This window comes from Mogibacterium diversum (assembly GCF_938028775.1).
Classification (GTDB): domain Bacteria; phylum Bacillota; class Clostridia; order Peptostreptococcales; family Anaerovoracaceae; genus Mogibacterium; species Mogibacterium diversum_A.
Window position 1 is genome coordinate 96,005 of the sequence record NZ_CALIZG010000024.1, and the last position, 16,044, is coordinate 112,048.

The following is a 16,044-nucleotide window of genomic DNA, read 5'->3' on the forward strand; positions in this document are numbered from 1 at the left end:
CTGTCATAAGTTAAGTAGCTATACGGCAACAAAAAAAGGTCATACGAAGTTTTACACCCAAGGTGGTGTACCCCTTCGTATGACCTTGCATACTCTATCTTTAATTATAAGTGATTGAGTTTTATTGTCAATAAAAAACTAGTGTTTAAACTATTACAATTACTAATAGGTCATCCTTTATTGATTAAAATAAAGTCTAAGATATGCCCATACAATATGATAATATTTAGTTAAATTTAAATAATCTAATTAATATCTAAGAAAGGGAAATCATGCGCAAGGACAATTTAAAGTTAATTTTAGGACTGATATGCATTTGCTTGCTTTCTACACCAATAAGCACGTTTATCTCAGATCATATTAACGTGACTACCGATGAAATCTCTATAAGCAGAATTACGAACTATGCATGGAGTATACGAATTGCCTGCCTTATTTTGGCAATGTATTTCTTATCCAATGATAATAATAAGAGATAGCTTACATATTGGATAAAAATATTCTATTATCATTCAGCATTAAAGACAAAACCAGTTGCTACGCAAAGCAACTGGTTTTTACTATCCAATTAATCTAATTAATGTAAATCATCGCAATCATTAGAATCAGCGCAAACATTGATACTGAAATTTCGATTACTAGACCGATATCGCGATCTTCATTCTCAAATGAAATATTTCTAATAGCACTATTTCTTGAGTTCTCTGTCCATTTATACGGATTCCCTAGTCTCTCGCCGAAGAAATGGACAAGTTTCAGTGACCTTCTATCTGCCCAGGCAGTAAACCTGTTTAGACCGAGTGAAACGCAATTAACGAACTTTGCCATTGGCTTCCTAAAGAACCAGTCAAAATCTAATGATAGCTCATCATGTGGTAGCATCTTAACTCTGAAAATCCAGAACACTAGTGTAGCCCCAGCAAACAGTATTATGTACTCTGCGATATGACTGATGTTAAAAGGATTCACTGATATTTTATATGGCATAATCCTATATAGAAGAGATGGATATACGCCCAGAATTATACATCCTGAAGCGCCTAGAATCATACCTATCTTCATACTTATAGGTATCGGCTTTACCTCGAATTCGCTTCTAGCCTTACCGAAGAACACGAACCAGTTCACCTTTAGAGCTACAGAGAGCCATGTTCCTATTGATGTCACGGTAAGTAGTAGTGCTGCTGTCTCATGTCCACTGAGGCTGACTGCGTGCATAATAATACTTTTGGAAGCAAAGCCATTCAAAAATGGCATACCTGCAATGGATAGCGAGGCTATGAGAAAAGTCCATGCTGTAATTGGCATCTTCTTCCTTAGTCCGCCTAATTCTGTAATTTTTCGCTTACCTGTCGCCATTATTACAGCCCCTGAGCACATCATAAGTACACCCTTGTATAGTATATGGTTAAATGCATGAGATGACGCCCCATCGATTCCCCATGCTCCGCCTATAGCAAGCGCTGCGACCATGTATCCGAGCTGTGACATGATGTGGTAGCTGAATAGCCTGCGTAGATCGTTCTCCAGAAGGGCCATTAATACGCCATATAACGCCATAAATACACCAACATACACAAGTGCTTCAGTGCCGGCAAAAATCCTTATCATAGCGTAAATACCAAGCTTTGTAGTATATCCGCACATGTAAACTGTTCCTGCAATAGTAGACTCGGGATATGAGTCCGAAATCCACGAGCTAAACGGCGGAACTAATGCATTTACCCCAACTCCAATTAGAACGAACCAGAATGCAGCTGAACCACCTAGTACGGTAAATTTAGGAATTCCAAGAGAATTCGTCTGGGCTGCATGCAGCAAGAAACCTACTAGAAGCATGTTTCCTCCAAATGCATGCATCAGAAGGTATCTAAGCGCGGACCTTGATGAGCGCCTCGTGTGCCTCGCATATATCAGATATGCCGCACTAAATGCAGCAACCTCCCAGAACACGATCATAGTAATTATGTCACCTGCTAAAGTTGCAGCTATGATGCTGCCTCCATAGATAACTGAAACACCCTTCTCCCACTTGTCCTGTATGTCAAATGAATAAATGGAGTTGATGACCATGATTATGCTGAAGATGATTACAAATATCATTGATAACCTATCAATATGAATCATCTGTAGCTTGATGTCTGACGTAATCTGATACACCAAATGGCTGCTACTATTTAGCGTGAACAATCCAAGAATTCCCAATGCCGCTGCAACAATCGAACACGGCTTTTTAAATCTATCCGGTAAAACGAGGATTAATGCTCCAATCAGAATCATAAGGAGTCCAGGGTGAAAACTATTTATCATCATCCGTCCTCCTTTCCAAATAAGACGCATCTAATCTAGCATGCTGAAGAAGTTCCATCTCTTCATTTATTTCTGTGCCCTCGTAGTAATTCACATTACGGCGTAAAAACTTATTTAAGATAACCTTACTTATAAATACCAGCGCCAATGAGCCTACAATAGAGAGGACGGTGTAATGTAATATCTCGCTTAACATATCACACCTCCCACATGGGCAAACACCGCTTCACCCGTGCTCATCGCTAGGTCTAGCAGGTGAAGTCCGAAGTTTGGAGCCACACCGAGTATCACAGATACAGTCGCTGTGATAAGCAGCGGAACTAACATCGTCTTGCTAGCTTCACCGTACGTATTGAACTCTGGATTCACCGGTTCTCTCTTAAAAGTAATAAGCACAACTGGCATCAGATACGTAAGTGCCAGTACTGCACTTACAATAAGTGTAGCACCAAATAGCAGCTGCCCTGTCTTGAGTGCACCCATGATGATATTTGCCTTACTTACAAATCCCACGAAAAATGGGAATCCTGCAATACCAAGCGAAGCAATCGTAAATGCACTCATAGTAACGGGCATTCTTCTACCAAGTCCAACCATTTCACTGATATCCTTCTTGTGAGTAGTCACAAATATAGCACCGGCACACATAAATAGTGTAATCTTCATAAATGCATGAGCAACAAGGTGATATAGAGCTCCCGCTGTGCTTAATGGAGACAGAATAGCTATTCCGAGTACGATATAAGACAGCTGCCCTATGGTTGAAAATGCAAGCCTAGCCTTTAGATTGTCTTTCTTAAGTGCTATCAGTGATGATATTAAAATAGTCGCTACTGCCATCCAAGCTAGTATAGTTGCGCCACCGCACTCTCTAGCTAGCTTAGGTCCAAATACATATAGCACCACCCTGAGTGTTGCAAATGCTCCAGCCTTCACGACTACTACAGCATGAAGGAGCGCACTTACAGGAGTAGGTGCTACCATCGCCGCAGGAAGCCAGCTATGAAGAGGCATAACACCTGCCTTAACTATTCCTGCTCCTATCATCATCATAAATACAACTAGTGCCCAAGGCGCTGGTAGCATGCTTTTATCCAGGAATCCACCCGGTTTAAACTCCATACTACCTGATACAGAGTAAACTATGACCATAGCTGCAAAGAATATCTGTCCACTGATTAGCGTGTATGCTAAATATTTTCTTCCAGATCTAGTCCCTTCTGCATCACGATAGTGTACAACTAAAGGGTAAGTCGCAATAGTCAGCACTTCGAAGAATATGAAGAATGTTATCATGTTTGCCGCAAAGCAAATTCCCATAGCCGCTGACAGGCACATTGCAAAAGATGCATAATATCCGGTCTGATTTTTCTCGCCATGCCCTCTCATGTACCCAACAGAATATATAGATGTTAATAGCCATAGCGTCGATGCGCTACATGCAAAAACAATTCCAGCTGTATCCACATTTAAAGTGAAATCTACGTCATCCACTATCCTAAATAGTTCTAATCTTATAGTATGACCAGCCAAAACAGCTGGAACCATTGAATATACGAGAGCAATTTTAATAACTGCAGCTATAAAGGTTATAGCTTCTCTTGCATTTTCCTTTATATGATCACCTAGCACATATATAAGTCCCGATGCACATAGTGAAACTAATATCGCAAGAAGTGGGCGGATATTTAGAGAAATTAAATTCATATTCCTACCCCCTTCACAGTCATCATAATCACATTTACAACGCTTACGTTAAGTATTCCTATAGCAATTATTGCTACAAAACAAGTTACAATCGCAATAAGCATAGATATAGGAAGTTCACGCACTTCTCCTTCTCGTCTATCATTAAGCTCTGTCGGTTTATTAATAAAGATCTTCTCAATTAGCTTGAAGAAGTAAATCGCATTTAGCAAGCTGCTAAGCACTAATACAGCTAAATACACAAACTGATGATTCTGTACAGCTCCTAGCGCTATGTACCATTTGCTGAAGAACCCTACAGTTGGTGGTATTCCAATCATCGAAAGTGAGGCCAAAACGATAAGAGCTGATGTAATAGGCATCTTCTTATAAATCCTGCCGAAACTCGAAAGCTCGAAGTTTCCGAATCTGTATCTGATTGCAGCTGAACTGAAGAAAAGCCCGCTCTTCATGAATACGTGTCCAATCAAATGCAAGAAGGCTCCAGCTAGTGCATAGGAATTACCTATAGAAAAACCGAGTGTTATGTACCCAATCTGAGCAATAGATGAATATGCGAATATCTTTCTGATATCCTCCTGTGCCATAGCTCTAATCGATCCATAGATAATACCAATGCAAGAGAGCACACCGATTATGGTTAGAAATAGATTAAAATACTTGAAATCTGTGCCATAGATAATATACAGATATCTAAACATGGCGAGAGCTGGAATCTTACCCATTATTCCGACGATTAGCGGTCTAGAACCTGGTTCAGCATGTGTGTATGCCGATGGCTGCCAGCCGTGAAACGGGAACATCGGCATCTTGATACCAAAAGCACCGATAAAAAGACACATGGAGACAGTCATCTGAACTGTATAGTCCTGTGAATCCAGAATGCTCCTCATATCAGTCATGTTTAGCGTTCCTGTTGATGCATATAGTATGCCGACACCGAGCAAGTACATGGTAGCTGCAACTGTACCCACTAGAAGATATCTAAAAGACGCTACTATTCCCCTGCTACCACCTAGAGCAATTAAACAATAACCAGAAAGTGAAGTAATCTCTAAGAATACGTATAGATTAAATACGTCGCCAGTAAGCGTCATACCACACATTCCGACTATTAACAAGCTTATAAGAGCATATGCTCCGCCTATGACCTTGCGTTCATTGGTAACTTCAAAATTCATGGTATAGAGAACTGTAATAAATCCTAAGAGCAGAATTATCAAAACGATAATTGCACCGATTGAGTCGATATAAAATTCGATACCATACGGTGCTTTATAGCCTCCAAATGTATATCGAATTGCGCCCTCATGTATAACTTTAGTTAGCAGCTTTACCGAGCAAACAAATGCCGCAAATATCGAAATTGCAACCACATTTCTTCCTAAGTGTTTATTTATCTTGGACAGTGGGAGCGACAGCAGCGCACTTATTAGTGGAAATAAAATAATAGTTATTGGAAGATCATTCATTTGAAACGGTTCTCCCTTCTTATTATATCGTCCTCTTCTATGCTGCCATACTTTTCCTTAATTCTAGTTAGTAGCGCAAGTCCAACACCAGTAGTACCTAAACTTACAACGATTGCTGTTAGCATTAATCCATGGGGAATTGGGTTAACGTATTTATCAGCATTAACTATTGTATCTAGCGCAACAGGAATAGTTCCACCTTTCTTCTGAGCAAAGCATAGGTAGAAAAATATTACTGCAACCTGCATGATATTCATGCAAATGAGTTTCTTCATGTAGTTCTTACAAGAAACCATTCCATAAACTCCAAGTAGCAAAAGTAGTAAAGTTAAAAAATAAATCCCTTTACTCGCCAGAAGTCCATTTATCTGTGTCATCATCAAATCTTACCCTCTTCATAATCGCATTAAGAATCGTAATAATAGTGCCCATTACTCCGATAGTTACGCCTATCTCAACGAGCAGAATTCCAATCGCATGTCGTTCTGCGGCGTGAACCGGAATTGGCAGATAGGTGTAATCCATGAATGAGCCTCCGTTGAACATCGGAACAACTCCTGTCATCACATATATCAAAACACCAACGCCTGCAATACTCGCTGAATTTTTGCCTGTCATCATAAACAGGTTTTTCTTATCGGGAATTACTAGAATATCAATGATATACGTCAATGCAATGAGTGCTCCAGACTGGAATCCTCCACCAAGGCTGACTTCTCCATGAAATAATACATAGAATGCATATATCAAGATTAGCGGTTCAATGAGCGTGATCATTACATCCTTATTGATAGTCTTGTATGCAGGATCTCCGAGCTTATAACGGTGACCAAAATATCTCTTTGGCTGTACAATTCTATTCTTTGCCTTTGGTCTACCCGCTAGGATCATGATTACCCCTATTCCAGCTAGGAACATAACAGTCGTCTCGAACATAGTATCGAATGCACGGTAGTCTACAATCATAGCAGTAACCATATTTGGAGAATTCGTATCCTGTACTGAATGCTCTATATAGTATTTTGAAACATGAAGTGCTGGTGCAGAGTCGATATCTCCAATTGCTGGCAGTACATCGATCTTAGCTACTATAACAAAGAGTAGCAGTATCGCCGTAATCAAAAATGTCACGTTAATATACTTGCGCATTACTTACACCGCCTATCTATACTCTTCAGTGTCATTATGAAGTAAATAGTTGAAATAACACCAATTACAGCCTCTGTAAAGGCTACATCAGGTGCTCCCATTATGATGTATAGGAACATCGTTACAAAGCTGAATGCGCAGTACACTACGACAACTGACACGAGGTCTTTATCAAATATAATCACGAGAGTAATAGATATTAAAGCGAGAAGTAGAATTGCCTCTACAAGGAATGAACTCATCTATCTTCCCTCCTTTTCATCCGCAGTATCATCCTGATTTACCCCAAAATGCTGCTTGTGATTATAATCTTGGTAATTCTTGGCATGAACCGATGTTATCATAATCAAATTAGTTCCAAGAGGATTCGTGAGTAGTAGTAGAAAGAATATGATAAATACTTTTACTGATAATAATGTCCATCCTGTGTACACCATTATTCCTATAGTCATCATCAGTGCTCCGAAAGTTTCTCCTACACCAGAAGCATGAAGCCTTGTAAAAAAATCAGGAAATCTTATTACTCCAACTGCTGCTAAAGCCATAAAAATAAAACCGAAGGAAATAATAGTAATCGCCACGATGTTCTGTAAACTCATTACCTTCTACCTCCTATGAATTTAGCAAGAATAACAGTTGTTACGAACCCTAGAATCGCATAACTAAGTGCGATATCTATATGCATATCCATTCTGTTGTCAATTAAGCCAACGACTAAAATCAGCATAACGATATTCGTATTTATGACGAATAAAGCATTGAGCTTGTCGTATACCGTCTTACCTATAAACATCGTTATAACCATTATTATGACGATTGCAAGCAGACCAGCAAGAAGCGCAATAAAATAATTATGCATTAGACTTCTTCCTCCTTCTCTTGAATCGCTTTGATGTCAGTTCAACGACTTCCTTCTCCGTAAAGTCGTAATCAGTAACCACATCGACCACCTTGTAATCTATAGTCTCTCCGTAAAGTTTTGCAACACGCATCTGCATAGTTCCATCTAGCAGTCCATCAGCAAACTCGCTATTTAAAGCGTGAACGGAGAAAACACCGCTATCATAGATATCGATAGTTACAGTTCCCGGTGTCAATGTGATTGAATTTGCAAGAATCGCCCTTGCTACCGGATTGTCGTAATCTGCCTTAAACCATACTACTAGAGGCTCAATTTTCATTTTAGAAGATAATACAATCTTAGAAACATCTATTGCGCTCTTAACGACCTCTTTGATAAGCCACAGAAAATAGATTATCAGTTTTGGATAATTAGCATGAAGAATAAAATATGTTCGGTTAGATTTAAGCCCTCCGATGCGCAGAGAGCCCACTACGAAACATGAAATCAAAAACGAGGAAACACATCCATAAATTATAAATTTAACTGTAAATATTCCTGACATCACAATCCAGAGAAGCAATAACAAACCATAAACCTCGATGAAATTGAGGTACGGGTTGCTAGCTAGATGCCGGTCGCGAAAGAATTCCCTCATCTTTGCTTTTAACCTTTCATATATAAAATTGATTGAATTGATAACATTAATTTTAGTATACATTATTATTGAAAACCTTTAAAGGCTTTTGTTCTATTAACCATACATAATTGTATTATTTATGGTTCTGGTCTTAAAAATGGTCATAACACTGTATTTCATCGTCATTTCAATTGCAAACAACTGTTCGAAATGGTATAATTTAATAATTTTAGTATAGGGGGATAAACTAGAATGATAGATTTTATCAAAGAGGGTCCAACTGTTACCATGTTCGTTCCATACGACTGTAACAATTGCTGCCCTTTCTGTGTAAATAAAGATGACTATAGAGATACATCTTCGTTTAATCTCGATAGATGCTACAGGTCTCTAGACTTACTAGACAAGATTTTACCGCACAACGATATAGTGCTTACCGGAGGTGAGCCTCTTGCAGATCTTGATGCGCTTCAGGACATACTTGATCACATTAAGGACGGTCATCATGTGTACATCAACACAACACTGCCAACCAATGAGAATCAAGATATTCATAAAGTTGCAGCCGTGCTTAACAAAAATAAAGATAAGATTAGCTGCATTAATGTATCAAGACACCTTAAGCATTACGTAAAGGAATGCTCTGATGAGATTTTCGAGCTTCTTGAAGTCCCACATCGCATTAACTGCGTTGTTTTCCAGGATGCAACTGAAGCTGACACAAAGGAAAAACTGCTCAAGGTTCTAGATAGATTCTCTGGCCATGAGATACAACTTCGAGCTAACTACTCTAAGTTGACACTCGATAACGTGTTCGATACAGAACATGACGATTTATTCAAGCTAATCAATTCCATCGCTGAATACAAAGGACAGCTTGAAAAGGAACTGTTCCGTACTGGCTTCCTATTTCAGCTTGGAGACAGCAGAATCACTTATCACAAAACACTTCCATACAGCAAAATCAATGGTAAAGTCGGTGATATTATCATCAGACAAACTGGTGAAATATACGATGATTGGAATAATTACGGCGAAGAGATGACACTCAATTCACTTACTTTATAGGGGATTTGACATGACAAAGGTTAAAAAAAGCGAAAAACGTCAGCAGCAGGTGCTCGCGTACATGAAGGAAACTATAAAACTAAAAGGATTTCCCCCAACCGTTAGGGAGATTTGTGACGCTATAGGTATCAAATCAACTTCAACGGTATATAGCGATATCAAAGCACTTGAAGTCCAGGGGTTCATCAAAAAAGACCCTAGCAAACCTCGTGCACTGGCAATTGTCGATTCAATTAGCAACGACGCGAAGGAGCCTATGTTTGAGGCGGATGACATCAACATGGTGCAGCTTCCTGTAATAGGTAACGTTGCAGCAGGTGTTCCGATTCTATCCGAGCAAAATATCGAGGATAACATACCATTCCCTGCTAGATTTATCGGTAATGGAAATAACTTCTTGCTGGTAGTACACGGTGACAGTATGGTTAATGTCGGAATAAATGATGGCGATTACTTAATCGTACAAGAAGATCAGACTGCATCTAACGGCGATATTGTTGTTGCAATGATAGACGGAGCATTTGAGACTGAGGCGACAGTTAAGAGGTTCTATAAAGAAAAAGGACACATAAGGCTACAGCCTGAAAACGACTTCATGGAGCCTATAATTGTCGATGACTGTAAGATTGTCGGCAAGGTTAAGGGAGTCTTCAGATATTTTAACTAATATTTCACTTTATACGTACCCAAGGAGGAAACGATGACACAGAGTAACGAACATCACTACTCTAACGGCATAACCGATGCAAGAACACTCGGTTGGCCGAAAACTATTCTACTAGGCCTTCAGCATACATTTGCCATGTTCGGTGCAACCGTGCTGGTACCACTTCTCACAGGTCTTAGCATATCCACTACGCTTTTGATGGCTGGTCTTGGAACACTGTTATTCCATCTGCTGACTAAAGGTAAGGTACCGGCGTTTCTCGGCTCTTCATTCGCTTTTTTAGGTGGCTATGCAGCTGTAGCACCGCTTCAGAATGGTCACCCCAATACAGCAATGCTCCCATATGCTTGCGGTGGAGTAATTGTTGCAGGCTTTGTATATGTAATACTTGCTGCACTTATAAAGTTATTTACGATTGAGAAGGTCATGAAATTCTTTCCTCCTGTAGTTACAGGGCCTATCATCATTTCAATCGGTTTAATACTCGCGCCATCTGCTATAAAGAATGCACAAACTAACTGGCTTCTAGCCATTGTTGCCCTAGTATCAATCATATTCTTCAATATGTGGGGCCGTGGCATGGCCAAGATTGTACCTATCATCTTAGGTGTAATAATCTCGTATTTAGTAGCTCTAGCGATGGGACAGATTGATTTCTCGGGTATGGGTAAAGAGTCAATTGTTGCCTTCCCTCCCATCATGATGGCTAAGTTTAATATAAGCGCAATTATCACAATCACTCCAATTGCCTTAGCGACAATGATGGAGCATATCGGAGATATATCCGCCATCAGCGCTACAACTGGATATAACTATATAAAAGATCCAGGTCTACACCGCACGCTTCTCGGTGACGGACTAGCAACTATGCTCGCCTCTCTATTTGGCGGACCTGCTAATACAACATACGGTGAAAATACCGGTGTTCTTGCACTAACAAAGGTATATGATCCACTAGTAATAAGAATTGCCGCATGCTTTGCGATAATACTCTCGTTTATACCAAAGTTTGCATTTATCATAGAAACTATTCCATTAGCAATTATTGGCGGTGTTTCACTGATACTATACGGCATGATTTCTGCAGTCGGCATTAGAAATCTTGTTGAAAACCAGGTTAATTACAAAAACACCCGAAATACTATAATCACTGCTCTCATTCTCGTATGCTCTCTAGGATTTAACCAGATTGGCGGTATAACATTTACAGTTCTTGGCGTAAAAATCACTCTTTCTGGACTCGCCATTGCAGCTATAGTTGGCATTGTAGCTAATATGCTACTCCCTGGAAAAGATTATGAGTTTGACGAAGATAACGAAGACGATAAATTCCAGACATTTAAAGTTTAGTACTTTATCGACTTTAGATTTTATTGGCCGTGAGCATTATGGTTGCCCACGGCTCATTTATTTATAAGATATATAGGAGGTCATCATGCCTGCACATAACGCACACTATCTGTTCGGAAGAACTGTTCTAAGCAAGTTACCTGCTGATACTGAGAGGTTAATTAATACAAATGCCGATTCATATGCGGCATTTGTATTCGGGCTCCAAGGACCTGATATCCTTGCATTTTATAGACCGATATTTCCAAGCATCCTTAATAAAGAAGGTGCAACTATTCATCATAGTCCTGGTTCATCCTTCTTTAAACATGCCTTTAAGGTTGTTCAAGAATCTCCTACTGTAGAGAAAATCAGCTATTTATATGGTGCGATGTGTCACTATATACTAGATTCTCTATGTCACCCTATTATTAATAATTACGTAAAAACAACTGGTATGTCACACAGCTTGGTCGAAAGAGAGTTTGATCACTATGTGCTAGAACAGCACGACCTTACGCCATTTACTATTGAGCTAAAGCTCGTTGCGCCAGTGAGGAAAAATCTCGGTTCAATAATGGCACCTTTTTATGAAACCCCTACCGCTAGTCAGATGCAGCTAGCAACTAGAGATATGAGGCGTTCAATTCTAATACTCGGAACAAAGAATGACTTCCTTCGCAGAAGACTTCTCTCAATCCTCGCTTCTAACAGAGTAACAATGAAACAATGCGACATGGTAGCATCTAACGAATATGATCTTCGCTCAGCGGAGAGCAATGCTGAAATTTGGAAGAAGTACGAAATGGCCATAGACAAGGCTGTTTCTGAAATCGAATACATAAGAAAAAGTCTGATTGATGCTGATCAACCAGACCTTAGTCGCTATGAACTAGATTATCTAGGCAAGAAACACTAAAACTCTATAAAAATATCGATGCTCCGTACGTTACCCATGTAACTATAAATGCAGCGACGACTACACCTAGGGCAATTGCAGGGAACGCTCTTTTGAGCTGCATGTCCATCATGGTGGCAACTAGAGCACCTGTCCATGCTCCAGTCCCTGGAAGTGGAATCGCTACGAGAATCACAAGCCCCCAGAACTCATACCTCAGGACAACGTCCTTGTTCTTATCAGCTTTTCGCTCCATCCTAAGGACTATGTTGTTGAGCTTGTCAGACTTCTTGCGCATCCACGCAAATACGTCCCTTGTAAAAACGACGAGAAACGGAACTGGCAGCAGATTGCCGAGCACCGCAATTAATGCCGCTTGCCAAATTGGCAGTCCTGCAATTCCAGCACCATACGGTATTGCCCCACGTAGCTCTATAATAGGCACCATCGCCATAAGAAACGTTTTTAGCATCTACCCTTCCTTTCTCACAGTTACTATATAGCTGAAAAAAATACCTGTAAATTTATACTCTCTAGATTTGATTGATATTTATATATTATATTTAACTCATTTATTGTAGCATACGCCGATATCTCTATCAATTCATAATACCCTCACACAGATTGATTGTACTTAAATACCTTTTGTGCTACCATTTACATACTATAGGAGGTACATTATGAAAGATAAAAACGCATGGAATAACTACTCTCCAGAGGAGCTTAAAGCTCTCGAGAATTTAAACAAGGGATACATAGATTTCATTTCAGAAGGGAAGACTGAACGCGAGTGCACGGAGCTACTAGTCAAGATGGCAGAAGCTCATGGATATCGCAACCTAAATGAGGTGATTAAAAATAATGAAACTTTGAGCGTAGGTAGCAAGGTCTACGCAGTTAACATGAATAAGTGTCTTGTTACATTTAACATAGGCGAAGACATCGTTAATCGCGGTATGAACATCCTCGGGGCTCACATCGACTCACCTAGAATCGATTTAAAGCAGAATCCACTATACGAGACTGATGAATTCGCTTATCTAGATACACAGTACTATGGTGGCATCAAGAAGTACCAGTGGGTTACCATGCCTCTTGCACTTCACGGCGTAATTGCCAAAAAGGACGGAACCGTTGTTAATGTAAATATAGGCGAGGATCCATCAGACCCAGTTTTCTTCATCAGCGACCTATTAATTCACCTGGCTCAGGATCAGATGCAGCTTACAGCAGCCAAGCTGATCGATGGCGAGAACATGGATATCGTCTTCGGCACACAGCCTCTTGACAGCGAGAGTGAATCTGCAGTGAAGGCTAACGTACTAAAGCTCCTCAAGGACAAGTACGATATCGAAGAAGATGATTTCTGGTCGGCTGAGATTGAGGCCGTGCCAGCTGGAAGAGCCAGAGAAGCAGGTCTAGATAGAAGTCTTATCCTTGGATATGGACACGACGATAGATCTTGTGCGTACACTTCGGCTGTTGCTCTTTTCGAAGTTGAAAATCCAAAGACCACTACCTGTGGACTCTTTGTAGACAAAGAGGAAATCGGAAGTTATGGGGCTACAGGTATGCAGTCTCACTTCTTCGAGGATATAGTTAGAGAGCTACTAGATAGACTAGGAATTTACACAGAGCTAAATGCAGCTCGTGTTCTAAGAAATTCTCGTATGCTCTCATCCGATGTAAGTGCAACTTACGATCCTATGTATGCAGATAAGTTCAGCAAGAGAAATGCTGCTCTCTTCGGCAGAGGAATTGTGTTCAACAAGTACACAGGAAGCAGAGGGAAAGGTGGCTCTAACGATGCTAATGCTGAGTATCTCGGCAAGCTTAGAGCAATCATGCATAAGCACAATGTAATGTTCCAATCAGCTGAGCTCGGCAAAGTAGATGTTGGTGGCGGTGGTACTATTGCTTACATCTTGGCACTTTACGGCATGGAAGTTGTAGATAGCGGAATCGCAGTGCTTAACATGCATGCTCCATACGAAGCAGTTAGTAAGTCTGATGTATATGAAGCATACAAAGGGTATAAGGCGTTTATCATCGAGGCATAGTCTCAAAAATATTGATTTATCTATCAGAACTATGAATTGTTGAGATAAATTTCAACCACTTACATGTCATACCTACTATAATGGTAATTACGAAGAATACCCCGTCTCCATAGGAGACGGGGTATTGTAATCTTTATCAATAATTAGTCAGCCTGCTTATTCACACCTCTATTTACATATGAAGTATGTAGTAAGTGATGTGCCTTCTCTCCTCCTGGAACTCCGAGATAATCATCGTACATTTTAATGATTACTGGATTCTCATGAGCCTTACGGATTGGAGCATTCTTATCCAAGGTATATAGACCTTTTGCTCGTTCAGCTCTGACATCAATGAAGTTTCTAACCTGTGAGTCCACATGTGGCTGTCCACCACCATTTACACAGCCACCAGGACATCCCATGATTTCTATGAAGGTATAGTCAGCTTCTCCTGCCTTTACCTTATCCATAATTATCCTGGCGTTTGCCAGACCGCTGGCAACAGCAACCTTAACCTTCTTGCCCTGTAATTCGTATTCAGCCTCTTTTACGCCCTTTACGCCGCGAACATCTACAAAGTCAAGGTCTACAAGCTCTTCGCCTGTAAGCTTTTCTACAGCCGTTCTAAGCGCTGCTTCCATTACACCACCAGTAGCACCAAAGATTACTCCAGCTCCAGTGTATTCACCAAGTGGATTATCATAAGGCTCATCTTCAAGCTTCATAAACTCGATACCAGCCATCTTTATCATTCTCGCAAGCTCACGAGTTGTAAGCGAGTAATCAACATCCTGATATCCATCAGCACCCTGATCATCTCTTCCAAGCTCATGTTTCTTAGCTGTACATGGCATGACGCTTACAGACACGATTTTGTCTACTGGGATACCCATAACATCTGCATAGTACGACTTTGTTACAGCACCGAACATCTGCTGCGGTGACTTACATGTTGATAGATTAGGAATTAATTCAGGGTAATAGTGTTCGCAGAACTTAACCCAACCAGGAGAGCAAGATGTAATCATAGGAAGTACTCCGCCTCCTTTAACTCTCTCAACTAGCTCATTTGCTTCCTCAACGATGGTGAGGTCAGCAGAGAAATTTGTATCAAAAACTCTATCAAAACCTAGCCTGTGAAGCGCTGCTGACAGTTTCCCTTCTACTTCCGTACCTATCGGTTGATCAAAGCACTCAGCGATTGCAACTCTGGTAGAAGGTGCAGCTTGGACGACTACGAATTTATCTGGGTCTTCAATCGCTTCCTTAACCTGCGTGATAGAATCCTTCTCATATAGAGCACCTACTGGACAAGCAACGATACACTGACCACAGTTTACGCAGCTAGTCTCAGCTAAAGGAATGTTGAAAGTCGTTCCAACGTAAGTATCAAAGCCTCTCTTGTTAGTCCCGATTACTCCGATACTCTGTAGGTTATTACATGCTCCTATGCACCGACGACATAGTATACACTTGCTATTATCACGAACAATTGACTTAGAACTGTCTTCTATTACGGAATGATTCTTTGCCCCCTTATAGTACTCAGTATCATCTACCCCGTACCTTCTACATAGCTTTAGAAGCTCACAATTACCACTTCTGAAGCAACCTAGGCAGTCCATGTTGTGATCTGATAAGAGCAGCTGCAAATTCTTTCTTCTATACTCAACTATCTTCGGTGTATTAGTACGTGCAACCATTCCGTCAAATACAGGGAATACACATGCTGCCGCAAGTGCACGAGCACCCTCTACTTCACATAGGCACATTCTACATGCACCGATTTCATTTACATCCTTTAGATAACATAGCGTAGGGATATCAACTCCTGCGATGTGCGCTGCTTCGAGTAGCGTAGAACCTTCAGGAACATTAACCTCCATGTTATCAATTGTTACTTTAACATCTGACATCTCGT

The 16,044-nt window shown here is 40.4% G+C and carries 17 protein-coding genes; 5 read left to right on the top strand and 12 right to left on the bottom strand.

Annotation, left to right across the window (positions count from 1 at the left end; translation table 11 throughout):
• Positions 1-573: 573 nt before the first annotated feature.
• The 10 genes from Q7O90_RS07450 to Q7O90_RS07495 are packed head-to-tail and all read right to left on the bottom strand — an operon-like array spanning position 574 to position 8,068.
• Positions 574-2,313: a proton-conducting transporter transmembrane domain-containing protein gene (locus Q7O90_RS07450; protein ID WP_304129038.1), complete on the bottom strand. Its 1,740-nt coding sequence runs from the start codon at positions 2,311-2,313 to the stop codon at positions 574-576.
• Complete coding sequence (locus Q7O90_RS07455) at positions 2,300-2,506, bottom strand: hypothetical protein (protein WP_304129040.1); 207 nt, start codon at positions 2,504-2,506, stop codon at positions 2,300-2,302. The genes Q7O90_RS07450 and Q7O90_RS07455 overlap by 14 nt, the downstream gene beginning before the upstream one ends.
• Entirely contained in the window at positions 2,500-4,017 is a 1,518-nt protein-coding gene (locus Q7O90_RS07460; protein ID WP_304129042.1) for a monovalent cation/H+ antiporter subunit D family protein, read from the bottom strand. The genes Q7O90_RS07455 and Q7O90_RS07460 overlap by 7 nt, the downstream gene beginning before the upstream one ends.
• Entirely contained in the window at positions 4,014-5,489 is a 1,476-nt protein-coding gene (locus tag Q7O90_RS07465) for a complex I subunit 5 family protein (protein ID WP_304129044.1), read from the bottom strand. The genes Q7O90_RS07460 and Q7O90_RS07465 overlap by 4 nt, the downstream gene beginning before the upstream one ends.
• Positions 5,486-5,869 carry a sodium:proton antiporter gene (locus Q7O90_RS07470; RefSeq protein WP_106057026.1) on the bottom strand — a complete coding sequence of 128 codons (384 nt, stop codon included), beginning with the start codon at positions 5,867-5,869 and terminating at the stop codon, positions 5,486-5,488. The genes Q7O90_RS07465 and Q7O90_RS07470 overlap by 4 nt, the downstream gene beginning before the upstream one ends.
• The gene (gene mbhE, locus Q7O90_RS07475; protein WP_304129046.1) at positions 5,835-6,638 is read right to left on the bottom strand and encodes a hydrogen gas-evolving membrane-bound hydrogenase subunit E; all 804 of its coding nucleotides are present in this window, start codon (positions 6,636-6,638) and stop codon (positions 5,835-5,837) included. The genes Q7O90_RS07470 and mbhE overlap by 35 nt, the downstream gene beginning before the upstream one ends.
• On the bottom strand, positions 6,638-6,880 hold the full coding sequence (locus tag Q7O90_RS07480) for a hydrogenase subunit MbhD domain-containing protein (protein ID WP_106057028.1): 243 nt from the start codon (positions 6,878-6,880) through the stop codon (positions 6,638-6,640). Before Q7O90_RS07480 ends, mbhE begins: the two co-directional genes overlap by 1 nt.
• Positions 6,881-7,237 (bottom strand): monovalent cation/H(+) antiporter subunit G, encoded by a 357-nt coding sequence (mnhG, locus tag Q7O90_RS07485; RefSeq protein WP_304129049.1) that lies wholly within the window; start codon positions 7,235-7,237, stop codon positions 6,881-6,883.
• The gene (locus Q7O90_RS07490) at positions 7,237-7,497 is read right to left on the bottom strand and encodes a monovalent cation/H+ antiporter complex subunit F (protein WP_304129051.1); all 261 of its coding nucleotides are present in this window, start codon (positions 7,495-7,497) and stop codon (positions 7,237-7,239) included. The genes mnhG and Q7O90_RS07490 overlap by 1 nt, the downstream gene beginning before the upstream one ends.
• The gene (locus Q7O90_RS07495; RefSeq protein ID WP_304129054.1) at positions 7,490-8,068 is read right to left on the bottom strand and encodes a Na+/H+ antiporter subunit E; all 579 of its coding nucleotides are present in this window, start codon (positions 8,066-8,068) and stop codon (positions 7,490-7,492) included. Before Q7O90_RS07495 ends, Q7O90_RS07490 begins: the two co-directional genes overlap by 8 nt.
• Positions 8,069-8,371: 303 nt before the next feature.
• Here Q7O90_RS07495 and Q7O90_RS07500 point away from each other — a divergent pair, with 303 nt between their 5' ends.
• The 4 genes from Q7O90_RS07500 (at position 8,372) to Q7O90_RS07515 (ending at position 12,102) form a co-directional block, all read left to right on the top strand.
• The gene (locus Q7O90_RS07500) at positions 8,372-9,187 is read left to right on the top strand and encodes a radical SAM protein (RefSeq protein ID WP_304129055.1); all 816 of its coding nucleotides are present in this window, start codon (positions 8,372-8,374) and stop codon (positions 9,185-9,187) included.
• Positions 9,188-9,197: 10 nt separating this feature from the next.
• Complete coding sequence (lexA, locus tag Q7O90_RS07505) at positions 9,198-9,854, top strand: transcriptional repressor LexA (protein WP_304129057.1); 657 nt, start codon at positions 9,198-9,200, stop codon at positions 9,852-9,854.
• Between the two features lie 33 nt (positions 9,855-9,887).
• Positions 9,888-11,204: a uracil-xanthine permease family protein gene (locus tag Q7O90_RS07510; protein WP_304129059.1), complete on the top strand. Its 1,317-nt coding sequence runs from the start codon at positions 9,888-9,890 to the stop codon at positions 11,202-11,204.
• Positions 11,205-11,289: 85 nt separating this feature from the next.
• Positions 11,290-12,102 carry a zinc dependent phospholipase C family protein gene (locus tag Q7O90_RS07515; protein WP_304129061.1) on the top strand — a complete coding sequence of 271 codons (813 nt, stop codon included), beginning with the start codon at positions 11,290-11,292 and terminating at the stop codon, positions 12,100-12,102.
• Between the two features lie 4 nt (positions 12,103-12,106).
• Here Q7O90_RS07515 and Q7O90_RS07520 read toward each other — a convergent pair whose 3' ends face one another.
• Complete coding sequence (locus Q7O90_RS07520) at positions 12,107-12,553, bottom strand: COG2426 family protein (RefSeq protein WP_304129063.1); 447 nt, start codon at positions 12,551-12,553, stop codon at positions 12,107-12,109.
• Positions 12,554-12,761: 208 nt separating this feature from the next.
• Between Q7O90_RS07520 and Q7O90_RS07525 the strand changes: the two genes are divergently transcribed.
• Entirely contained in the window at positions 12,762-14,141 is a 1,380-nt protein-coding gene (locus Q7O90_RS07525) for an aminopeptidase (RefSeq protein WP_304129065.1), read from the top strand.
• A 143-nt stretch (positions 14,142-14,284) separates the two neighbouring features.
• Here Q7O90_RS07525 and Q7O90_RS07530 read toward each other — a convergent pair whose 3' ends face one another.
• Entirely contained in the window at positions 14,285-16,039 is a 1,755-nt protein-coding gene (locus Q7O90_RS07530) for an NADH-dependent [FeFe] hydrogenase, group A6 (RefSeq protein ID WP_304129067.1), read from the bottom strand.
• Positions 16,040-16,044: the final 5 nt, after the last annotated feature.